The organism is Rhizobium sp. FKY42 (assembly GCF_005222835.1).
GTDB lineage: Bacteria > Pseudomonadota > Alphaproteobacteria > Rhizobiales > Rhizobiaceae > Neorhizobium.
Window position 1 is genome coordinate 25,586 of the sequence record NZ_STGA01000015.1, and the last position, 22,350, is coordinate 47,935.

Annotated in this window: 16 protein-coding genes; 3 read left to right on the forward strand and 13 right to left on the reverse strand. The window is 52.4% G+C overall.

The window, feature by feature from the left end; all coding sequences use genetic code 11:
• Positions 1–54 precede the first annotated feature (54 nt).
• Complete coding sequence (locus E8M78_RS06815; RefSeq protein WP_137134352.1) at positions 55–576, forward strand: 2'-5' RNA ligase family protein; 522 nt, start codon at positions 55–57, stop codon at positions 574–576.
• Between the two features lie 110 nt (positions 577–686).
• Here the strand turns inward: E8M78_RS06815 and E8M78_RS06820 are convergent, their stop codons facing one another.
• The 6 genes from E8M78_RS06820 to E8M78_RS06845 form a co-directional block, all read right to left on the reverse strand.
• Entirely contained in the window at positions 687–1,907 is a 1,221-nt protein-coding gene (locus E8M78_RS06820; protein WP_137134377.1) for a polysaccharide biosynthesis/export family protein, read from the reverse strand.
• 50 nt (positions 1,908–1,957) lie between these two features.
• Positions 1,958–4,111, reverse strand: coding sequence for a polysaccharide biosynthesis tyrosine autokinase (locus E8M78_RS06825; protein ID WP_137134353.1), 2,154 nt, complete (start codon positions 4,109–4,111; stop codon positions 1,958–1,960).
• Positions 4,112–4,169: 58 nt separating this feature from the next.
• A complete protein-coding gene (locus E8M78_RS06830) occupies positions 4,170–4,856 on the reverse strand; it encodes a response regulator transcription factor (RefSeq protein ID WP_137134354.1) in 687 nt (228 codons plus the stop codon).
• A gap of 77 nt (positions 4,857–4,933) precedes the next feature.
• Positions 4,934–5,587 (reverse strand): PIG-L deacetylase family protein, encoded by a 654-nt coding sequence (locus E8M78_RS06835; protein ID WP_137134355.1) that lies wholly within the window; start codon positions 5,585–5,587, stop codon positions 4,934–4,936.
• Complete coding sequence (locus E8M78_RS06840) at positions 5,584–6,399, reverse strand: sugar phosphate nucleotidyltransferase (RefSeq protein ID WP_137134356.1); 816 nt, start codon at positions 6,397–6,399, stop codon at positions 5,584–5,586. The genes E8M78_RS06835 and E8M78_RS06840 overlap by 4 nt, the downstream gene beginning before the upstream one ends.
• Complete coding sequence (locus E8M78_RS06845) at positions 6,396–7,688, reverse strand: class I SAM-dependent methyltransferase (RefSeq protein WP_246658247.1); 1,293 nt, start codon at positions 7,686–7,688, stop codon at positions 6,396–6,398. Before E8M78_RS06845 ends, E8M78_RS06840 begins: the two co-directional genes overlap by 4 nt.
• Before the next feature lie 293 nt (positions 7,689–7,981).
• Here E8M78_RS06845 and rfbC point away from each other — a divergent pair, with 293 nt between their 5' ends.
• A complete protein-coding gene (gene rfbC, locus E8M78_RS06850; protein WP_137134357.1) occupies positions 7,982–8,545 on the forward strand; it encodes a dTDP-4-dehydrorhamnose 3,5-epimerase in 564 nt (187 codons plus the stop codon).
• Here the strand turns inward: rfbC and E8M78_RS06855 are convergent.
• From E8M78_RS06855 to E8M78_RS06870, 4 genes are all read right to left on the reverse strand, one after another.
• Complete coding sequence (locus E8M78_RS06855) at positions 8,513–9,805, reverse strand: DUF4910 domain-containing protein (RefSeq protein ID WP_137134379.1); 1,293 nt, start codon at positions 9,803–9,805, stop codon at positions 8,513–8,515. The two genes, rfbC and E8M78_RS06855, sit on opposite strands and share 33 nt — an antisense overlap.
• Positions 9,806–9,876: 71 nt before the next feature.
• A complete protein-coding gene (locus E8M78_RS06860) occupies positions 9,877–10,950 on the reverse strand; it encodes an NAD(P)-dependent oxidoreductase (RefSeq protein ID WP_137134358.1) in 1,074 nt (357 codons plus the stop codon).
• Between the two features lie 298 nt (positions 10,951–11,248).
• Entirely contained in the window at positions 11,249–12,622 is a 1,374-nt protein-coding gene (locus E8M78_RS06865) for a glutamate-1-semialdehyde 2,1-aminomutase (protein WP_137134359.1), read from the reverse strand.
• A gap of 247 nt (positions 12,623–12,869) precedes the next feature.
• Positions 12,870–13,640, reverse strand: coding sequence for a response regulator transcription factor (locus E8M78_RS06870; RefSeq protein WP_137134360.1), 771 nt, complete (start codon positions 13,638–13,640; stop codon positions 12,870–12,872).
• A gap of 494 nt (positions 13,641–14,134) precedes the next feature.
• Between E8M78_RS06870 and E8M78_RS06875 the strand changes: the two genes are divergently transcribed.
• A complete protein-coding gene (locus E8M78_RS06875; protein WP_137134361.1) occupies positions 14,135–18,421 on the forward strand; it encodes a chemotaxis protein CheB in 4,287 nt (1,428 codons plus the stop codon).
• Between the two features lie 128 nt (positions 18,422–18,549).
• Here the strand turns inward: E8M78_RS06875 and E8M78_RS06880 are convergent, their stop codons facing one another.
• The 3 genes from E8M78_RS06880 to E8M78_RS06890 form a co-directional block, all read right to left on the reverse strand.
• Positions 18,550–19,515, reverse strand: a complete 966-nt coding sequence (locus E8M78_RS06880) for a glycosyltransferase family 2 protein (RefSeq protein ID WP_137134362.1) — start codon at positions 19,513–19,515, stop codon at positions 18,550–18,552.
• Positions 19,516–19,519: 4 nt separating this feature from the next.
• A complete protein-coding gene (locus E8M78_RS06885; RefSeq protein WP_137134363.1) occupies positions 19,520–20,995 on the reverse strand; it encodes an oligosaccharide flippase family protein in 1,476 nt (491 codons plus the stop codon).
• 92 nt (positions 20,996–21,087) lie between these two features.
• The gene (locus E8M78_RS06890) at positions 21,088–22,290 is read right to left on the reverse strand and encodes a polysaccharide pyruvyl transferase family protein (RefSeq protein WP_137134364.1); all 1,203 of its coding nucleotides are present in this window, start codon (positions 22,288–22,290) and stop codon (positions 21,088–21,090) included.
• Positions 22,291–22,350 lie beyond the last annotated feature (60 nt).

Genomic DNA, 22,350 nt, shown 5'->3' on the forward strand with positions numbered 1-22,350 from the left:
CCAGCGCACTAGATTGCTATAAGATCGAACAACAGACCAGAACGGACCTAACGAATGCCCTACGGGATTAGTGTGAAAAGCTGCAACACTACGGCTCTTGAAATCGAGAACCTTTGGGATGAAGCAAGCATCTTCGAGCTTTCCGGCTCGATGCACGAATTAGGATATCCGCCCCATCTCACGCTTGCGGTTCTAACTCAATGGCCTGTCGACATAAGTACCATCATGACGGCGGTCTTTTCAGCGCAAGAAAAGCTTTCAATTACCTTTGACGCTGTGAAATATTTCGACAACGACCTTATGGTTTTATGGGCAAAACCTCGTCCAAACCAAGCTGTAACATGCCTTCACGAGAGGTTGCATGACCACTTCGACCCGCATACCTGTCACGAGCACTACCGCGTTGGCCGATGGGTTCCCCATTGCTCCCTTGCAACCAAAGTGCCGAAGTCTGCCAAATCGGCAGCAATTGAGTGGGCAAAGAGTCGGAGGCTCGCCTTTACCGTTGAGTTCGATCTGGCGGATTTTGTGCAGTTCCCGCCAGTCATGATTCACGAAGAGCTTCGGCTGCGTTGAATGACCGCACGTGGCGCATTCTTGCAATCAATATCGTAGCGGCATTTTTCGGAATGGCCAATCGAGCTTGGTCAATGTGCGAGGAAAACACCGCTTACCCTTGTTACACCTCATTGCGCTGAAGATTGATCCCCCGGATCAACACGTTGTTTGGCGGTTTCAAAAGAGCTTGAGGCTAGAATAGTGACCCGTACGACATCTCCGGGCCTGAGACTGGTATGCTCGTTTGCTCCGATCTCGTCAAAGGCGCCCGATATTTGCCGGACAACAGAGAATCGGGTTTGCACCATCTGGTCGAGGCTCATCATTCGCCGTGATGACACGCCAATTTCAGCCATTGTTTCCACGCTGAAGGCCATTTTCTTTCGAAGCCGTATCATATTGAGCTCGATCTCACGCAATTCGCTGACGGCATCGTTTCTACGTTTGCTTTCAAGCTCCATTACACGTCGCTCCACCTCGTTCTTGTTCTGCTGGGCGCGCGCAAGAAATGAGGTCGATTCCAGTAATTGCTGATTCATTGCGAGCAACTCCCTCTTCCGTTCCCGAAGTGCTGCCTGGGACGCTGCTCCGCGTGATACGAGTTCCGCAGACGCATCCACATCGAGGCCAAGCAGCTGGAACTGCTCGTTCCGCATGATATTGCCTTTTTCGAGGGTCTCTATCTCATGAACAAAATTTTGCCGTTGAACCTCGAGGTTCTGCTTTTCAGCCTCCAGAACAGACAGGCGCAAAGCGTAAACGCTCTGCTCGGTACTAACAATTTTCTCCAGGACCGCCGGATCGCGGGCCGGGCCGATCCGGTTTCCCTCATATCGGAATGGCACGTTGTTGCGCTCCGCTTCAAGGCGCACGCGCCTCACATCCTGCGATAAGAGCTGGAGAGACATGTCTTCATATTCTTGTTGGGCGGAAATAAGCTGTATCGCCGACATGTCGATCCTCGCCGATGTCACTCTTGCGCCGCCGCCGAGAGCGAAGAGTTCAAGCGCAATCATGCCCGGGCGGAATTCGTAGCGTCCCGGTTTCTGAACATCTCCGACAATGAAGATTGGCGCATATTCCTTCACAGCGACAGCGACTGATCGGTTCGCCATATGTGTGGACAGGTCGCGACTGATTTGTGCGCCGATCTCATCGACGGTCATGTTCACGACTGTGATGTTGCCAAGCAAAGGATATCCGATGACGCCTTCTGCACTAACGGGAAAAAGACCCGTCAACCCGGCATCGCCATAGACTGTAATTGTCAGTACATCACCGGTGCCAACTTGATATGGCTTTGCCTGTAGGGCGGCGGCTGGTGGTGACGGTGAGGTGAAGACAAGCATGCTCGCACAGGCAAGGCGCAGAAGGACCGTACGAACGAAGGTTGGCGGCTTCATGTTCGCCTCGCATTGTGTGTGATTGTTGCAAGAGCTGGCGTCATTGACGGCTGTGCTTTGGGCTTCCTGCCAAAAAATCGTAACCAAGGAGATCTGCGTCGATGTTTTTGCCGCCGGACACCGTTAAGGACGATGCCGGTGATGTGCTTCCCGGCCGTATGAAGTTTGGTGAGCGCGTTCTGGATCCCCATACTATTGGCAAATTCAGGCCTTACCACCAAGATGGTCGCATCAGACATGGTTGCGATCCGCAGCAAATCAAGATCATAGGCCACAGATGGAGCATCGATGAGAATAAGCTCGTATCTCTGCCATAGCTCTGAGACGAAGTGAGCGAAACGCTTGTTTCCCAGAACAAGATTGGGTGGAGTTACCGTTGGCTCGGCAACGATGACGTCCACAGAAGAGTTGCCGTCACGCTGGATAACCTCTTCAAACGTCAGCTCCTGAGCAACTGCACGCGCAAGATGGAGCGAAGGGTTAATGTCGAATTCGGCCTCAAGGGACGGATTGCGCAAGTTTGCCTCTATGACGATCAACTTGACGCCGCTCAGCGCCAGAGATCTGGCGAGGTTTGCAACCACGAATGTCTTGCCTTCCCTGTCCGTCGACGACGTAAAAGCAATTATGCGTGCTTTGGGATGTTGCAGCTGAATATAGGTCTGGAGGTCCGCCAACGCGCCATAGAAATCCGCCGTATCGCCATTCAGAAGCCCTGGAGCAAAGCGAAAATCTCCCCCAGCCATGCGCGGAATTCTGCCGATGACCGCAAGGCCGGTTCGTTGTTGAAGGGCGGAGATGGAACCAACCGATTTATCCGTCACATGCAGGATCAGAGCGACTGCAATACCGGTGCCACAGCCAAAGAGTGTGGCTACCAGAGCCCAAAGAGCTTTATCGGGCGCAGTGGGTCTGGTGCTTGGCAGGGCGCGCGAAATGATACGCGCCTCGGCGGTGGCTATGCCCACTTGCTCGATGGTTTGTTTGTAGCGTGTGAGATAGGTTTCATAAATGGTCCGGTCGGCGGCCACTTCACGATCCAGCTGACCGGATTGAACAATCGCCATATTCGTTTCCGTCAACGCATGCTGCACCTCGCTGAAATTGCGCTCCACCTCTCGTTGCTGCTTCTCGTTCACCTCGATGTCGTTACGCAGGCTGGCAATAATCTGCGATATTTCTTCATTGACCTGGTTGTCGAGAGACGCGAGCTGCGACTGAAGTTGTGGCAACTGTGCGTTCATCCGCGCGCCGCTTTCGTTGATCTCTCTAAGTGACCGGATCACACGGGACTGTTCTGAACGCAAAAGTTGAATTGCCGGCGAAGAAAGAACTTCACTCAATCCCAGCCCACGGCCGCTCCGTTGAACTTCAAGCGCGGTGGCCAATCGGGCATTTGCTCCCGCGAGTTTTGTTTGCAGGGATGTCAATTCAAGGTTCAGTCCGGACAGGCGTTGGGATAAAAGCGATATGCCGCCCGTATCAATCAAGCCGGCTTTCTCGCGGAATTCCTGCGCTTGCCGCTCGGAAAGTTGCAACTTCGTCTGGAGATTGCCAAGGCGTTCTCCCAGCCAGTCGCTGACACGGCGCGTCGCTGTGGTCTGAAGACTTATCTGATAATCTATGTAAGCTTCTCCGAACGCATTGGCGACCTTGGCGGCATAAGCCGGATCAGCGGCGGAATAGGAAATATAGATGGTGTAGGATCTGCCGTCATTCCTTACACGAACATGAGTCATCAACTCACTCACCAGCTTCGATCGCCCAGGATCACTGCGACCTGGCGAAATTCCGCTTTCGAGGCGATCATTGTTTATCTGAATGCCGGCCGGGCCAGTGCCCTGCAGGTTTGCCAGCACACGTTCCGCCATCGATTGCGAGCCAATGATATCAAGTTCGGTCCGTAGCACAGGACTTTCCTGCGGCAGCGGCGAGATCACCGATTCGGTCGGTAGCGCCTGCAGTTTTCGGACATCGAGGGCTAATGTTGCTTCGGATGTATATTGAACGGGGCTTCGGGCGTAACCTATGACACCAATGACAAAGCCTGCGAGCATGCAGAAGAAGATTGCCTTCCTCCGTTCCCTCATAATAAAAATAATCCGGGGAATGCCTTCTCGCTCGTGGGACGGTGATGATGAGTGAATCATTGCGGTTCCTGCCATAAGCGCTGAGGGCGGTTTGAGTCTTGAAGACGATGCCCGCAAATCATCTCGTCAATTTGCACGCCACCTCGGTTCGATTGCTCGCACCTAATTTGCGCATGACATTGCGGACATGGACTTTGACGGTGCTTTCACAGAGATGCAGCTCTGATGCGATATCCTTGTTAGCCTTTCCGCACCGCAGAGCTTCTGCAATAGCAGTCTGCCGATTGGTAAACCTGGTTTCACTTGCGGGGCTCTGCGGCGCGACACCCAAATACTCGCGCACTGCCAAGACACTGCTGGCTGGAATGAATCGCCCTCCCGCAATCGCTAAACTGATGGCCTGGATACAGATGTCGATGCTTACTGAACTCGGTATGTAGCCTTTAACCCCGAGAGCAATAACTTCGAGGACGGTGTTGATGTCCTGAACTTCGGAGAGAACGAGGACTGAAGCAGGTGCCATGATGGCAATCATCTCGGCTACTGCGTTGATTGCATCCTCTTTGGCGTAACTTCCGGTGTTGAAGACGACAACGAGAGGTGAGCCCAAATTGTCTGCAGCGTTCTTGCAATCTTGAACATTCGAGAATGTTAGAACACGCCAACCACTACGCGGAAATTTCAGGCTGTGGGCTAGGCACTCCCGTTCCAGCATTCGTCGATCAATCAGAGCGAGGTAACCACTATCAGTCGCAACGGGCAATTCTCCCTCGGACGCAGACCAAGCAATTCGTTCCTCATGCATTCTAAGCTCCTTCACCATATGACAGACACTCTAGGCGATCGCATTCAGCCGCAAAAAATCACAGCAACCTGTGCCATTCACGACAGGAGCAGCTTTCTCACAGTAAAGGCTTCGGCATAGCGAGACGGGGCGCGGCATTCCATTCCTCTTAGGCGAGCCAGCCCGCGAAAGGTTTCTGCATCGAACCAGTCCTTGGATCGCTGGCTACCGAAATGCCGGAGCAGGAGCTCCACTTTCAGGTCGAGGACCTCTTCGCTCAGCGGCATGTAAGCGTTGCGTATGGCTAGGTCGCCGTCCCATTTGGGAATTTCATATTCCAGAACGAGATGGTTGCGGAATACGTTGCCCGTTAACCGGTTTATTTCCTGGTGATCCTGGTGTGCGTCCCCGCGGCTGTGGCTAAAGATGATATCCGGATCGATCCGCTCACGGAGAGAAATCAGCCACATCTTGAGTTCCCGGTGCTGTGTCGAGAAATAGCTGTCTTCAAACATTCCCAGTTCGATCGCGCAGGATGCCGCGTTCGCAAGAAATGCTTCAGCGGAATGCAGGGCCTCTGTTGCTCGCTCTGCGCTTGCGCTCAGCACGCACCAGTGAACGTCGAGCAGAACGCCTCTGGCAATCAGGCTGAGAAGAGTGCCGCCCGCGCCAATTTCAATATCATCGGAATGCGCTCCCAAGCATAAGACACGGAGCCGATCGCCCGGTGATGCAAGAGAAAGGGCCTTCATGTCAGCGTTCCAACAGGCGGGTGCAATGCCTTCAGGTCTGCCCTTCGGTTACTTGTCCAAGGTGTATCGCCACGTTCCATCATGGCTTCCAAAGTCTGCCAGTCGCGTAGCGTATCCATCGATCGCCAGAAGCCATCGTATTTGTAGGCCATCAGTTTGTTTTCAGTGATCAGCCTGGCGAAAGGCTCCAGCACGAGTTCTTCGCCCTCGCGCATGTAGTCGAAGATCTCCCTCCGCATCAGGAAGAAGCCACCATTGATGCGCATGGGGGAGTTTTCTGATGAGCGAAACTCCAAAACGCGACCATCGTCATCGATATCGGCGAGATGGTATGTGAGAGGCGGTTTGACTGCGAGAAAGCAGGCAAGCTTGTCGCTTTGCTCAAAACGCCGGATCATATCATCCAGGTCGACATCGGTCAGACCGTCGCTATAGTTGGCGAGAAACATCTCCTCGCCATTCAGGTGATGTCGAACCGCCCAGAGGCGCTCGCCGATGTTGCGCCAGATGCCGGTATCGATGAGCGCTACACGCCAATCCCGCGGCATTGCGTCCAACATCTCGATCCGTCCTGAGCCGGTCACAACGCAGTCACCATAGCTTTCAGGCCGACTGTTCAGAAAAAAATCCTTTATGGCATTCGCTTTGTAGCCAAGGCAGAGAAGAAAATCCTCATGCCCGTAGCTTGCGTAATATTGCATCAGGTGATGCATGATCGGCTGCCCGCCGAGCGGAATAAGAGGCTTGGGTATGCTTTCGGAATAGTCCCGAATACGCGTGCCTCTGCCGCCACAAAAAAGTACGACCTTCATAGCGCACCTTCCTTAGGATCAATGATCAGGACATCCGGAATGGGAACGATGAATTTACCGCCCCAGTCGCCTATTGCCTTCATCTGTTCGACAATCTCGTTTTGCAGATTCCAAGGTAGAATGAGGACATAGTCCGGCTTGACCCTGGTGATCTCGTCGACAGGCATAATCGGAATATGCATGCCTGGGGTGTAGCGACCGTGCTTGTAGGGGTTGCGGTCGACAGTGAAGTCGATAAAATCCGTCCCTATGCCGCAATAATTCAAAAGAGTGTTGCCTTTGCCGGGCGCACCGTAGGCACAGATCACCTTGCGCATGTCCTTCATGCGGATCAGAAACGCTAGCAGGTTCCGTTTCGCCTGCCGGGCGGCGAGATCGAATGCGGTATACGCCTCTAAACGGCCGAGACCCATCTCCAGCTCGCGCTCCAGCAGTGCATCAACCTTCGGCTCGCGTCGCCATGGACCGTCTTGATGGGCCAGATAGACCCGGAGCGATCCGCCATGGGTGGAGAGTTCATCGACATCGATCACTTTAAGCCCGTTGCGTGCGGCCAATGTCTCGATGGTCAGGAGCGAAAAGTACGAGAAGTGTTCGTGGTAAATGGTGTCGAACTGGTTTCCCGCAATCAACTTGGCGATATGCGGAAATTCAAGAGTAATCACCCCGGTCTGCTTCAGCAACAGTTTCATGCCCGCGACGAAGTCGTTAAGTTCCGGCACCTGGGCCAAAACATTGTTGCCGATAATCAGGTCAGCCTGCTTGTTGTTATCGGCCAGTTCCCTTGCAAGGGAATGACAAAAGAAATCCGTAAGCGTGGGAATACCCTTTTCCACCGCTACCTTGGCAACATTGATCGCGGGCTCGATACCGAGGACTGGAATTTTCAGTTTCTGGAAGTGTTGGAGGAGATATCCATCATTGCTCGCGACCTCGACGACATAGCATTCGGGTCCCAGGTGAAAGCGCTTTACGACCTCTTCACAATAGTTCCGCGCGTGTGTCACCCAACTGTCTGAATAGGAGGAGAAATAGGCGTATTCCTCAAATATCTCCAGAGGGGACACGTATTCCTTCAACTGTACGAGAAAGCATTCACTACAGACGAATGCATGGAGCGGATAGTAAGGCTCCATACTGTCAAGGGCCGCGGCGGAAACGAAGCTTTCGCAGGGAGGCGACATCCCGAGGTTGACAAAAGTATGCTCAAGGGCAGCATCACAAAGCCGACATTTGACAGCATTCTGTTTGACACGGTCTGTCAACGGCGAGTTCATCTCAATATTCATCACGTGCTCCGGATTGGAATTTTAGATGAAATACGGCGTTCCTTTTAATTGTAATTTATTGGAAATATAAATCTATTACGATACCCTAATTTGCATCATGCCCTCATCCATAAGTGGTAGAGCAGATTGAAAGGGAGGGGTTAGTTGTCCAGATACTGGCCGTCAGAGACGCTCCCTTAGCCCTTTCGCGTATGACGATCAGTCATCTTACTCCCAAAAATGCGGTTTCCTGACTTGCTGGAAGGCTCCACAGTCATAGGAGAAGTCTCGTGAGAGAAAGGGAGGTTGGAGGGATGCATTTCAGATCTACACCGATCCAGGACCTGTGGATCATCGAACCAGAACGGGCTTTTGATCGGCGTGGCTCATTTGCCCGGACTTATTGCAAGGAAACTTTTAAAGAGCATGGGCTGCACAGTGAGTTCGTTCAGCACAGCCTGTCTGTATCTCAGTGTAAGCATACGCTGCGAGGGCTTCATTTTCAGGCGCCGCCTCATCAGGAAATCAAGCTCGTATCCTGCGTCAGGGGGGAGGTTTGGGATGTAGCGGTGGATTTGCGACCGAACTCTCCAACCTATCTTGTCTGGTTCAGCGCAATGCTATCTGCAGACAGGGGGACGCAATTCTACATTCCACAAGGATGCGCCCACGGTTTTCTGTCGCTCTGCGAGGATGCTGCGATCTCGTATCTGATATCAACCCCCTATGTACCGAACAGCTCATCCGGGCTGCGCTACGACGATCCGGCGATCGGCATTGTCTGGCCGCACGAGCCCGCAGTGATATCTGATCGGGATCTCGAATGGCCGTATTGGCGCGGGCTGTCAAATTTTTCGGTCGAGGAAGCCGAGATTTGAGATCAGTCGCGCGTCCAGCAAATCGGCTGCCGCTGCAGCAATTTGCATGAAGGATAAGTTTGACCTTTCGGCAATATCGAGCAGGTCGTGGTTGCCGTCTGCAAAATTAAGAACCCAAAGATAGGCCGCTGTCTGAAGGCTTTGATCCTTGTGACCACCGATTGTCGGGAAGAGACCGTGTCTGCTGAGGTGCGGTTCACCCTTCGGGGAGTTATTCAATGGCGTCCAATTCCCTTCCAAAGCAGACAGCATGTCCACGACCATGCGGAACGAAGAGCCCAGATGCTCAGGCCGGATGAAATCGAGATTGTCCGCGGATGTATGATATTCCGGAAACGTTCCGAATGCGCTTCGCTGCAAGAGGCCAACCGGGAGATCAAAGCCGGGTGAGCAAAACTGTCGCTCGTCGTATCCAAAGGGACTGAAGTCATCGATTGCCAGCGGATGCTGATCCTCGCCACAACGAGTGCAAGCAGCAATTCGGTCAATGATTGCGGTGTGTCGGCGGCTTCGCTTGTAATGTGCATTACCACCATCGCCTATGCATGAGAGAACGAGTCCATGGGCGACATTTGGCAGGCAATGCTCGTTTGCGGATAGCCAAGCCAAGGAGCCGATCGTTCCAGGCGCAAAAATGAAACGATAGCTGTAATAGGTTCGGATCGACTTCATCCATTCCGCAAGACATGTCAGTAGCGCCAGGCCCGAGCAGTTGTCGTTCGCCAAGGATGGATGACAGATATGCGCATAGAGCAGGACTTCCTTGTCACCCCATCCCTGATGGCGATATTCACCATAGTGGAGCATGCCTGGTACCTTAGCGGTGTCGATGACCACCTCGTAGTCGCCGTCCTTGAGCGCCAGAAGCTCGTTATGGCTCATGCAAAAACCCCATGCGTCGGTATAGTAGGCAGTCTTGTACGGGATAAGGTCCGGCTGGGTTGGCAGAGTGTAGATGTGGGCCTTGAGTTCTGCCAGGGGCATGGTTCGTCGCACAGGGATACTGTAGTTCAACAGGTGAAGATTGGAGGTTTTGAATTCCGCGATCTGCCTGCCAGACGGATCGATGATATAGGCGTTCCGTACGATCCATTCCTGCGGAACTATCCAATCAAACAAGCGCGTTCCGCTTGGTACGTCATTCCGAATGATATCGATATGGTCTCTCAGAACGTCGATCGTATCGCGCACGCCCTGGCCGGTAATGCTGCGGCAGAGGGGATAGATGCGGGATGCCAATGCATGGATTATGTCTCCCATAGCCTGGTAAGGATGAGGGAAGCTTGTTAAATCGGGCTTAGCGACAGGTACAGTCGTCAGCATCTCAAACATCAAACTTGGATCGGGCGCCTGTCGCCCTTGCTTTCGAGCCAGAGTACAATTGGGCGGAGATGGTTGTTGATCTCGCCTTCGCGGATCAGTTTCTGTAGTTGGCTGACCCTTTGGTAGCGCGGTCCTTCGAACTCTGCGACGGTAAGACCTGTACTGAGATAGGCATTGTAGAGTTGCTCGGCGCCTTTTTCAGCGGTCCAGGTCGGTTTGAACGCCGGAAGCGCTCGACGAATTTTGGTGAAATCTACTCGATAAGAACGCGTATCCGGCCCAGCCCCTTCTGCATATTGCAGTTGGCAACCGGGAACCGTCCGAGCAACGATCTCGGCAATGTCCTTGATCCGGTAATTGTGCTCATTTTGTCCCACATTAAAGGCCTGATTGCGTACCACATCTGCTGGCGCTTCGAGCGCTGCAAGAAAAGCACGCGAGATATCTTCGACGTGGACAATCGGACGCCACGGAGTGCCATCGGATTTCAAAAGGATGAGGCCCTGCGTCGCTGCCCAGGCGGTGAGATTGTTGAGAACGATGTCGAAGCGCAACATTGGCGACAACCCGTATGCCGTTGCTGGACGCATATAGACCGGGCAAAAGTTTGCATCTGCCAAACCCGCGATTTCCCGTTCGGCAAGGACTTTCGAGGTTCCATAGGCTGAAACGGGATTAAGCGCTCCGGTCTCGTCAATCATGCCTTCACCAGCGGCCCCGTAATTGCTGCATGATGATGCAAAGAGGAAGCGCTGCACACCTGCCTCCTTTGCGGCAGTAGCAACCCTGACGCTGCCGCGATAGTTGATCTCGAAGGTCGTTTCAGGATTGAGATTGCTCAGCGGGTCGTTCGAGAGCGCGGCGAGGTGGATGACGGCATCAAAGCCTTTGAGATCGGCGCCGGTGATGTCGCGAATATCCTTGCGATTGCCAGGTGTTGTGGGGCGTTCGCCTCCAGGACTGTAAGCGCAGCGTTCATATAATTCGCAATCATAACCGTGGACATCATGTCCGGCGTTGCGCAGAATCGGGATCATTATCGATCCAATGTATCCGCGATGCCCAGTCAGCAGAACCTTCATCACACGCCCCTCTATGACAATTGATAAAGATCCTAGCATTCCGGCCATTCGTGCCGCATTGCGCAAACCGTTGGCAAAGGGCATCCAAAGGATCGGCTTGATTGGCGCGCTACCTCTTTTGGATACTCCAGGGTGAGGACCCCATCATATTATTGAAATGGCACGATGAACGGCAAGAATATGAGAGGAGAGGCTCGCCGATACTTCGGTATCGCCTCAAGTTTTTCGCCTCGTATCTCATCCGGATCGCTTCACACCATTTCAACAAGATGATGGCGTCCTCACCCTAGGCCCGAGCTCACAATGTGTTTTCCGCAACAGGGTCGGCGGACGTCTTGAGTTTCAAGCGGTTGAAGCGCCGAAACACAACATTAGATGGCCTCCCCACCAAATATTTTCCGACGCCGTTTTCCAGCGCCTTTTTGTAGATTGCCATTGCAGCATCGATTGCATCGAGCGTCTTTGCCACGTCCTCTTTTCCATGCGCGTAACTGACGACAAGCGAAGGGGCTATCAGTCCCCGGCGTATCGTTTCTTGGAGGAAGAGGGAGCGAAATGCCTGAGAGGGCTTTGCTTGATCGTCTAGGGTAAAGTAGCTGAGGCAAGCTGGATGTCCCTGGACGCCAAAATATTTGTCTACGCCGTGCGCGACTGCGATCTGCCCGATTGCAGCAGTCAGAACCTTTCCCTGTTCTACAAGGTGGCTGATAACCGGCTCATTCCGATAAACCTTGATCGTGGCAATCGCAGCAGCCAATGCGTGTGTTTCCGCGCCGTGTGTGGTTGATAACAGGAAAACCCGAGGCTTTGATGTCTGCTCCAACCCTCCGAGCGCCATAAACTCTCTTTTCCCCGCTAGGGCCGAGACAGAGAAACCATTGCCAAGCGCTTTCCCAAAACAGGATAGATCGGGAACGATACCGTAGGCTTTTTGCGCACCTCCGATATCCCATCGAAAGCCGGTAATCATTTCATCAAGAATAAGAAGGGCACCGTTTTGGTGGCATAGATCCTGAAGCTTATGGAGAAAGCCGTCCTTCGGGCCTTCGTTGCGAGCGGGCTCAAGGATGAAGGCAGCAATTTCTCCGCGATGGCGTGTCAACAGATCTTGTACACTGCTGAGGTCGTTATAGCGAAAACCCAGCGTCAAGTTCTGAATGACTTTCGGTATGCCCGCATTCATTTCGGTTGTCCCGATGAACCAGTCGTCGGTAGAGAAAAAGGGATGATCTGAACAGCGCGCGATTAGGTCACGTCCTGTTACCGCCCTGGCAAGCCGGATCGCAGCAGATGTGGCATCAGAGCCGTTCTTGCAGAACTTGACCATGTCGGCAGTCTTGATGATATCCAGGAATGCTGTGGCGCAGTCCACCTCCAGACCGGATGGTCGTGTGAAGTTGCACCCAAGATCAAGCTGAGCCTTTGCAGCCTTTACGACAGGGGGATAGGCATGTCCCAACCCGACAGCTCGATTGCCCATGCCATATTCAATGTATTCATTGCCATCGACATCTCGCACATGGCAACCGGAGCCGCTGGCAATGAACCCGGGCGACAGGATCGGGTACTGATCGTCTCCCTTAGCATAGGTATGGCAGCCACCAGGTATGATTTGGTGTGCTCGTTGACGCAGCCGGTTGGAGTTTTCGAAATTTTCAATCGGATTTCCCATCACGCAGCCCCGCTCAGTTGCCTAAAACTGCAGTGGAGCTGAAGAGGGCAACCCAGCCTAGTCAGCCTTTCGTTTCACGAGATCGACCGAAAGGGTTAAATGTGGTTCGGCTACGAAAGCGTTCGTCCGGCACAATAATAGTTCGGTGCGTTTTGTCTCGCACACTGTTGTCCGGAAAGGTGTATCCAATTGCTCCTAGAGAAAGCTTTGAACCTGTCACCGTCTGCGTGTGCGATCAGCAACGGGATCAGTTTGTGCTTTCCCAAGTCCTGTCCTGTTGCTGCAAAAGATCGGAAATTCTGAAGATGACCTCAGTCCGGTTTCGTGCATTCAGCTTCTTCATGATATTGCGGATATGGACCTTGACGGTGCTTTCACGCAAATCGAGTTCATAGGCGATGATTTTGTTAGGCTTGCCCTGTGTCAATGCATCGATAACGTCGGCTTCTCGTTGAGTGAACAAATTTGCCCAGTGACGTTCCTTGCTTTCCGCAACCCGTAGAAGCTGTCGAAGCTCACTCAGATCTTCTGCCGATATGAACGCTCCCCCTGCCAGGGCGAGGGATATCGCGCCAACACAAACCGAAAGCCCGGTTGCAGACGAGATGTAACCCTGCACGCCGACTTCGAACGCGCGCAGCGCTTGCCGGATGTCCGGTGTCTCTGCCAGAATAACAACAGGCAAGCTCGGAAAATCCAAAATCAAGGTTTGCAGGTCGCGCATCAGACTTTCATGCGAGAGTTCACCTCGTCCAACGTATGTCAAAAGGCCTGAATGTGACTGGTCGCAACTCGTGCGCCAATCGCCGAAGGATGAATAAAGATCCATGTGCATATTCAACCCATGAGCAGTCAGGCTTTGAGCAAGACATTCACGCTCAAGAGCTCGATTATCGATAATTGCGAGCTTTTGTAACGGATACTCCTGAGTTACGGCGAGTGTGGTTTGAGATCGTGGTATAGCAGCAAGTTGCTTGTAGCCGGCGGCCGCGCGATAGGCAAAAGTTTCACTTTGCATATGGATCTCTCCAAAAAAGGTTCCCAAGTCGTGAGGGCTTCACTGCTAGGCATCGTCGGATCGGACTTTTGGTCTTTGAGAATGCCTTCTACTATTAGAGGCTTCACAACGGCGTTTTGGCATCGTGTGATTGCAAAGCTACAGCAGGATAACGTGAACGCGAAAGCATCGGAAAATACTCAAGTGAAAGCTAATCAACCTAATGAGATGTCGCCAGACTGCCTGTGATCTGCCATTGCCTTATGTTCACTCTGGATGCACGGCAGTAGGGTTCAGGCGACCTAATTAATTTACGCGTCAATTTATAAGTTGTTTTGAAATTAGTGATATTCTATTTCGGATTGTTGGCGTCTGCGCATCTAAGTTTGACAGAAGACGTCAACTTACTGCTTACGTCTGACCATGCATTCGACCCAAACGGTCATGGCTCGAATCTGCTGCAACGGAAAATGCAATCTGCTGGGCATAGCCCAACGTAACGCGCGGATAAGGGTATGTCGGGCTCAAATATCCAAACACATATTGTCGGAATTGGTGCCTCATCAGGAGGCCTCGCCGCGATCAGGGAGCTGCTACATGCTCTTCCTTCCAAAACGGGGCTTGCCTTTCTGCTGGTGCAGCATCTGGATCCCGTTCACGAAAGTCTTCTCGTTGAATTGCTTTCGAGTGAAACGCCTCTGAAGGTCATCCAGGCGTATGATGGCGCAGTCATCGAGCCTGATCATATCTACGTTATTCCACCAGGACTCCTGATGGCTGTTAAGGCAGGTGAAATTCGTTTGACCCCCCTGCCAAAACGGCATGGAGTCAGACTCCCTTTTGATTTTCTGCTGACATCGATGGCGCAAGAATACGGGTCGTTGGCTATCTGCGTAATCTTGTCGGGCAACGGGGCGGACGGCTCGGTTGCAATCAGCTCTATCGAAGAAGCCGGTGGACTAGTGCTCATTCAGGATCCGAGTGAGGCCGAATTTGACGGTATGCCGCGCAATGCAATGTCACATTCAATCGATGCGCAAGTCCTGCCGGTCGCCAAGATTGCCGATGCGATCATGAATCGGCAGCGCAACGCCGCGTCATTGCCGCCCGATGGGAACTCGGTTGTGAACAAGGCCAATCTTCTCGAAATCATCCAGGTGCTGAAGAACTCCACTCCGAATGATTTTTCCTCGTATAAACACGGTACGCTCTTAAGAAGAATAGAAAAAAGAATGGCCGTTCTAAACATAAAAGACGATATCAGACGATATATTGATATTCTCAGAAATGATGACGAGGAAAGGCAGGCCCTCGCAAACGATATTCTGATCAATTTCACCAAATTCTTTCGCGATGATAATCTGTTCATTCTTCTCCGTGAGAAAATAATTCCTGGGATGCTGGCCAGCAAAGCAGAGGATGGTTCTCTGAGAGTCTGGGTTGCCGGATGCAGTACGGGAGAGGAAGCCTTCTCACTGGCTATGCTGTTTCTCGATTGCATCAAGGCACTCAAATTGAGGATCAAGCTGCAGATATTCGCGTCCGATGCGGACTCTGAGGCAGTGGCCTTCGCAAGGGAGGGACAATATTCGGAAGCTTCCGCCGCCTCCATGCCACCGGACCTGCTCGAGAGATACTTCATTCGAAACGAGAAAGGATATTACGTTGCACCACAATTGCGTGCCTGCGTCATTTTTGCGGTTCAGAATATTCTAACAGATCCGCCGTTTTCTAAAATAGACCTCGTATCTTGCCGCAATGTGCTCATCTATCTTAACGCAGAAGCCCAAGCCAAGGTGCTTGCCCTTTTTGGCTTCGCGTTGCGCGAAAGTGGGATCCTTGTCCTCGGAAAGTCGGAAACGATTGGACGCCTGGACGATCGTTTCAAACTTATTGGAAAGTCCGAGCGCGTTTACCAGAGAATCTCACATCGTGGATATGGCGATTTCCAGTTCAACATGACATCCAGCGACGCTGTTCACGTTCCCGCAATCGCAAACAGGAGGATTGTCGCCGCGCGGCAAAATGTCTTCGCCGAGGTCGTTTCTAATGCCTTGCTTGGTCGCTATGTGCCTGCAACGATCCTGATCAATCGTCGATACGAATACCTCTATTCGATTGGTCCGACAGAGCGCTTCCTGAAAATTGCGGCAGGTCCTGCCTCTCTCGACCTATTCGCCATCACCCCGAAATCACTACACAGCAAGCTTCGATCAGCCATTTTTTGTGCGAGCCAAGATCAAAAGAAGGCTGTCGTTAGCGGTTCCACCATCCGGTATGACGAGAAGGATCATCGGTTCAGTATCCACGTGGAACCACTCCTTCATCAGGGAGAGCAGCTTTTCCTGATTTGCTTTATGGAGGAAGGCCCTGTCTTGGCCAAGCCGGCCCGGCCAGTGGGCGGACAAATTGACATAAACCGCGTGTCTGAACTTGAACAAGAGCTCGAGGAAACGCGTGCTGAACTGAACAGTTCGATACGCAACCTGGAACTTTCAAGTGAAGAACAAAAGATTATTACAGCTGAAGCGCTCTCTCTCAGCGAGGAGTATCAGTCCGCAAACGAAGAACTGGTTACCTCCAAGGAGGAGCTTCAATCCCTGAACGAGGAATTGACCGCTCTCAACACCCAGCTTCACGAAACGTTGGAACGTCAGAGGGCGATTTCCAAAGATTTGGAAAACGTTCTCTATAGCACCGATGTACCAACGCTATTTCTTGATCGTGCGCTGAACATCCGGTTCTTTACACCTGCCACGCGGTTGCTCTTCAATGTCATCCCGTCTGATATCGGTAGACCATTTTCTGATATCAGCATGCTTATGGATGATCCTGATCTGCAGCCAGATGCGATTGCAGCCCTGAAACTTGGAGGTCTAATCGATAAGGAGATAGCTGCCCGCGACGGGCGATGGTACATTCGTAGGATAAAGCCATTTCGCACCGGGCAGGGTATGACCGAAGGCGTTGTCATTACCTTTCTTGACATGAGTTCGCAAAGGCAGCTTTCGGAAGATAGGGAACACGCCAAGCGGTCTGCAGAGCTCGCGACCGCCGCCAAATCCCACTTTCTAGCCGCGGTAAGTCACGATCTTCGCCAACCTTTGCAAACGCTGAAGCTCCTCCAGGGGTTGCTTGAGAGCAGCGTAGAAAACGATCAGTCCCGACTGCTGGTAAAGCGGATGGAGGATACGCTTGCTTCAATGTCCGGCCTCCTTGATACAGTGCTAGACATCAACCGAATTGAGGCCGGGATAGTTCAAGTCAAACCAGAAAGCTTCGCAATCACAAGCATTCTTCAACGTCTCGTGAAAGACATAGCTTATCAGGCCCAGGCCAAAGGGCTGGAGCTGCGCATAGTCCAATCCAGTCTGGCGGTAGCCACCGATCCGCGATTGTTGGAACAGATCGTTCGCAACCTTCTTTCAAATGCGGTCAAGTATACGCGTACAGGCAAGATTCTCGTTGGATGTAGACCTCGTGGCAGAAAGGTGCGGCTCGAGATTTGGGACACTGGCATTGGTATTCCTAAAAAGGAGCTAGAGAGCGTTTTTGAGGATTATCATCGGCTAGAGCCACGGTCGGGCATGGCTTCACAGGGGGTAGGATTGGGGCTGTCGATCGTGAAGCGCCTCAGCGACCTCCTTGACCTCAATGTTCAAGTACGCTCTCAATTGGAAAGGGGCTCTGTATTTTCGATTGACATCGAGCGTGCCGACGACAGCGAAGTGTTGGTAAGTATCCCTCCAAGCGTGCGCCAGCACGTGCGTGAAGAAAGCGTGGCGCCTGCATCAATACTGGTCATTGAAGACGAAGATGCGATGCGCGATCTCCTTAAAATAGGCCTCGAAAAGGGGGGCCATATCGTCACCGTGACAAGAGATGCTGATGAAGCGGTAAAAACGGTTCGGTATATGGGCCATAGGCCGGATCTCATTTTGGCAGACTATAATCTGCCGTACGGGTCGGATGGGCTTGAAGCTATTGCAGAAATTCGTAGCATCCTCGGGCGGAAGATACCCGCACTGATCCTGACAGGCGATATATCAAGCCGCGCTCTGAAAAACTATGCGAAACAGCAGATCCCGCACATCACCAAACCTACTAAGTTGCCAGAGCTTGTTGCCGCTATCCATCATCTACTATCTCACGCACAGGAAACCAATTTGACCAAAGCCCCCTCCGCTGCTGAAGCAGCTTCAAGGAGATGTGTTGAGATTATCGACGATGATCAGGGCGTGAGGGAAAATGTGGAGGCAATTTTTACCGGTATCGGCTTTTTCGTTGTCAGTTACACATCTGCCGAAGACTATCTCGCACGGCATTCTCTTCAGCAGGCTACCTGCATCCTTATCGATGCCTACCTGCCAGGAATGGACGGCCTGCAACTGTTGAAACTGCTCAAGGAGCGCGGATGCCGGTCCCCCATTATCGTCATCACCGGCCATAGCGATGTCTCGATGGCAGTGGAAGCCATGAAGCATGGTGCCATTGACTTCATTGAAAAGCCGTTCTCGGCTGAGGAAATCCAGGCAAGCGTACAAACGGCGTTTGAATTGCTGGAAAGCAACGACCAACATACAACCCGCAGAGAAGCTGCGAGGACGAAACTCGCCCAACTGACGCAACGGCAAAGTCAGATCTTGGCACGGATTGTTGCCGGCGAGCCGAACAAGATCATCGCCGCTGAAATGAAGCTCAGCCAGCGCACCATCGAGAACCACCGAGCGTCTATTATGCGTCGTACGGGGTCCACTTCGCTATCCATGCTGCTTCGTCTTGTCGCGACAGCTGAAATTTAGGCAAATCGACTAACATCCATATCCACGACACCATCACATGCTGGGTGTACGTCGTAAAATTTCGCTTGGGCTATCAGCTTTTGGAATATCATAAAAGCAAGCGAGGTTTTGCAGATGGCTTGTGTGTATCAGAAAAGGCTGGTGAAGAATGTGTGGATCCTTTTCAGAGTGTCCGGTCGAGCCGCCAGATAGCTCAAGGGCGGGATCACCGCGTTCATGGGATGAAGGTTAAAGGAAAGTTTGAAGAGCTCGATTGCCTCTCGGTCGCAGCGCACAAGATGGGAGAATGCGGACCAGTAGGCCCGATCGGCAATGCCGCGCCGCGCAAGCTGTCGCAGGGCGTAGCTGTCCGCCATGGTCCCACCTTCATTGTCGAAGAAGCTTGAGGCGGCGGCAGCTGTATGCAGGATATGCTGTATCTGGTGTGACCAAAGCTCTGTCGACCGGTTCTCACCATGCGAGCGGATTCCTGCTTGAATGCAGTCAAGCTCTCCTATCTTTCCATGCATTGACAGCCTTAGCCACACTTCATAGTCGTCGCTATGGACGAGTTCGCTACGATAGTGACCAACGCGCTTTTGCACTGCTGTCCTAACGACTATTGAGGGTCCGGGTACTTGAAATACACCAAGGCGGCAAAACCGCTTTATGAAATCGGTACCCTCATGAATGCGTATCGAGGGAGGATCCGTTTGATTTGGGACAGGCGGAATTGGCCCATCACCGGTCAAGGCTACGTCCCTACCATAGGTAAAGGCAATTGATAGATCAGCTTCCATGACATCGGTCGCTCGCTTCAAGGCGCCCGGCACGAGAAAATCGTCCGCAAACAGCAACAGGAAGTAATCAGCTTGAGCCCAGTCAATACCTTGATTGAAAGATGCATGCGGCCCGCGGTTTACCGGGTGGAGTGAGATCTCGACGCGGGAATCCCGAGCCAACGATTTGGCAATGTCTAGGCTGTCATCAGTCGAGGCGTTATCGATAATCAGGACCCTGATCGTGACATGTTCCTGCTCAAGAATACTCTCGACGCAGGCCCGCAGATATCTCCCGTAATTGTAGTTCGGAACCACAACATCGATGCTCGCCATTGGGCTACACTCCGCGACTGGTAAGGCACCGGCAGACTTTCGCATAGGAATGGAGGAGATGCCCTGCTATCAGTTGGACCTCGCCCAGAAATGGGTGTCTTATGATCACTATACCCGCCAGCCAGCCACATGCTGCACATAGGAGCGTAAGGCCAAACTGGATCATTTCCATGCTGTCGTTGGTAGCCAGCACGATCAGAGGCCCTGTCAGCGCAAGGAAGGTAACAGTCAAACTTGGATAAATCGCCGATAGAAATTCCGCCGTTGTGAAGCCCAAATGCCGCTTGGCAAAATAGATTGCGATCAATATCTGGATTGGCAGAGAAACGAACTGGCTGAGTGCCATGGCCAGGACGCCATGGGTGCTGGCACCACAAAGCGTGATCGCAGCCACGCTGCGGCAAAAAAGACTTGATAAAAACGCATCTCGATTTTGGCCCAGCGCAAGTAAAAGCGGATTGGTAACAATAGCCACGAACCAGAAGGCAGCTGCAACCGCCATCAGCCGTACCAGAAGGATTGCTTCGTGCCATTGAGGTCCCAATACGAGATTGACGATCGGCTCGGCAGTGACCGCGACCAAGAGCGCACCGGGCATGTACAGCACCGAAAGATAGCTTAGGGTGCGGATGTAGGCTTGCTTGATATTTTTGCCCTCGCGTGCACTGTTCGCAAGCACGGGAAATGCCATGGCATAGAACGCCGACATGACCACACGATCGGGAATGCCACATATCGTATTGGCCCTGTTGTATAAGCCGACGGAGGCCATAGAGATGACCTTGCCCAGGATCAATTGCGGGACGTTCTCAAATATCCGGTCGACTGCCTGTGATGCACCCTTGAATCGACCGAACCTGTATACCGCAGGCCAAGAGACCAAGCTTAGCCTGTATGTGCAGGACAGTGGGAAAGGAGCAATGAGGACGGCGAGAAGGGCAAGTGTAACAGAGCCCGCAAGCATGGCCCAAGCATAACTTAGATAGCCGAGGCCGAGCATTCCAAGGCTGACCGTGGTCAATGCAGATACGACCAGGGAAGCGGTTCGAATATTGGCAAGAACACCGAACGTCATATTGCGCCTGAGGATTGTGATGATCGGCTGCGAGATCACTTCAGCAAAAGCCGACATCATGACCAAGAACAGAAAAGGCGAGAGCTCGGGGGCTCCGTAGAAGGTTGCGATTGCCGGAGATAGAAGCAAAACTGCCGAAGTGATTAAAGCAGTGATCAGCAACAGCACAGTGAAAGCGGTACAAAGATCGCCATGATTGACCTCGGCTTTCTGGATGAGGAATTCCGATGTCACGAATTCCCTCAGTGAGAGCAAGATTGCTCCTATGCCGAGCCCCGCAACTGCGTGCCCAACGGCGTCCGGCGTCAATAGTCTCGCCATCGTTGCAACAACAGATACGTTTATGACGAGCGACACATATTGTTCGATCGATGACATCACGAATGCGCGGCGTGGTGTGGTCATGTCGTGTTCTCAATCCAATAGATCGAATATGGGAGCCACCCTCCGGATGGACCTCGTTTGACGCCGTTTACGCTTCGATGTTCTCCAGTTTTCTATCCCTTGGTAAGCAATCGCTCACTGAGAAGTAATTGCTGTTCCAGGAGTTGCATTTGCCAGCGCTTGTTCACCTGTCCAATGCGTTTTTGAATGACGATACGACTATCGATAAGCTCATCGAACACGCGTTTAAGTTCATCAAGTTCGAAGGTCTCGATCTGAAAGCAGTATCTCTGCTGGTCGAACTCTTCCATCAGATCATCGTTCTTTCTCGCATAACCAATTGAAATAGTTGGTCTATTCAATTTCAATGAACTCACCAGATTATGGTAGCGCGAGACAACTGCCAGATCGACCGTGCTGAGCTGAGACATAACAGTGTGGAGGGAACCAATCGTGCCCATTTCCATCCGGCTAACGCTCTCATCGCTGACCGCAGACACGACCCGCTTCATAACATCCTGCAATGCAGCCTGATCCGCGATATCTCCGGTGACGAGGGTAATGTGCAATCCCTTGGCCAAGAGCCAAATGACGAAGGTGGAAATTTTACCGACGTAGTCTTCATAAATATCCTCTGATCGAGGCTCGTTGACGCGCCATCCGCGGTAATGCATCACCCCAACCGCAACCGATAACCGGTCTGATACAGTCGGTTTGATTGAAGGCTTTGGAGTCGGAAGCGTGAAGGCTATATCCGGGTAACGGCGATCTGTTGATACATCGACACCAAGCGTTCGCATGAATTCAAGCGAATAGTCATCGCGATAGGATCGATACGAAGCCATGAGAGCGGCGGAGCGAAGGAACCAGCGGCTCAGCGTGCCATTGATTGGACCAGCGCCAATGCTGACAAAGGCAATTTTGGTTCGGCAGAGCTTGGCGGTAACGCACCAGCAAAACAAGACAAAGGGCCAACCAAAGGCCTTCTCCTGAAAGTCATCGAGTATGCCGGTGCCTGGAATAATCATGAGATCGAAGCCGTTTAGTTGTGCCATAGATAGAAAGAATAAAGACAGTCGGCCCGGCAGCCGAAGCATCAACTTGTCAAGGTTTCTGGCCCAGCGGGAGGAGTTCGGCGAGCCTCCAATACCCACGGCCTTGATGTTGTAAAGTTTTGCGATCAGATCCGGATTGGAGCAAATGCAGACTAACTCTGCATCAGGTCGACATCTGCGCAAATATATCAACATTGCCTCGAGTGATCCGTCGTTGCCGGAATTGCCAGAGCCGAACTGTCCGAGCAGACTTATTTTCATCGGATATCCTGACCGTGAGCCGCGCCGACCGCGCTCCTCACTCATATCAAACGCGCATCA

Coding starts and splice junctions, on each gene's coding strand:
- E8M78_RS06845 (WP_246658247.1), bottom strand. CDS start 7,688: ATGAATATTGAGATGAACTCGCCGTTGACAGACCGTGTCAAACAGAAT.
- E8M78_RS06830 (WP_137134354.1), bottom strand. CDS start 4,856: ATGCATGAGGAACGAATTGCTTGGTCTGCGTCCGAGGGAGAATTGCCC.
- E8M78_RS06885 (WP_137134363.1), bottom strand. CDS start 20,995: ATGACCACACCACGCCGCGCATTCGTGATGTCATCGATCGAACAATAT.
- E8M78_RS06825 (WP_137134353.1), bottom strand. CDS start 4,111: ATGATTCACTCATCATCACCGTCCCACGAGCGAGAAGGCATTCCCCGG.
- E8M78_RS06880 (WP_137134362.1), bottom strand. CDS start 19,515: ATGGCGAGCATCGATGTTGTGGTTCCGAACTACAATTACGGGAGATAT.
- E8M78_RS06855 (WP_137134379.1), bottom strand. CDS start 9,805: ATGGGAGACATAATCCATGCATTGGCATCCCGCATCTATCCCCTCTGC.
- E8M78_RS06865 (WP_137134359.1), bottom strand. CDS start 12,622: ATGGGAAATCCGATTGAAAATTTCGAAAACTCCAACCGGCTGCGTCAA.
- E8M78_RS06815 (WP_137134352.1), top strand. CDS start 55: ATGCCCTACGGGATTAGTGTGAAAAGCTGCAACACTACGGCTCTTGAA.
- E8M78_RS06870 (WP_137134360.1), bottom strand. CDS start 13,640: ATGCAAAGTGAAACTTTTGCCTATCGCGCGGCCGCCGGCTACAAGCAA.
- E8M78_RS06890 (WP_137134364.1), bottom strand. CDS start 22,290: ATGAAAATAAGTCTGCTCGGACAGTTCGGCTCTGGCAATTCCGGCAAC.
- E8M78_RS06860 (WP_137134358.1), bottom strand. CDS start 10,950: ATGAAGGTTCTGCTGACTGGGCATCGCGGATACATTGGATCGATAATG.
- E8M78_RS06820 (WP_137134377.1), bottom strand. CDS start 1,907: ATGCTTGTCTTCACCTCACCGTCACCACCAGCCGCCGCCCTACAGGCA.
- E8M78_RS06835 (WP_137134355.1), bottom strand. CDS start 5,587: ATGAAGGCCCTTTCTCTTGCATCACCGGGCGATCGGCTCCGTGTCTTA.
- rfbC (WP_137134357.1), top strand. CDS start 7,982: ATGCATTTCAGATCTACACCGATCCAGGACCTGTGGATCATCGAACCA.
- E8M78_RS06875 (WP_137134361.1), top strand. CDS start 14,135: ATGTCGGGCTCAAATATCCAAACACATATTGTCGGAATTGGTGCCTCA.
- E8M78_RS06840 (WP_137134356.1), bottom strand. CDS start 6,399: ATGAAGGTCGTACTTTTTTGTGGCGGCAGAGGCACGCGTATTCGGGAC.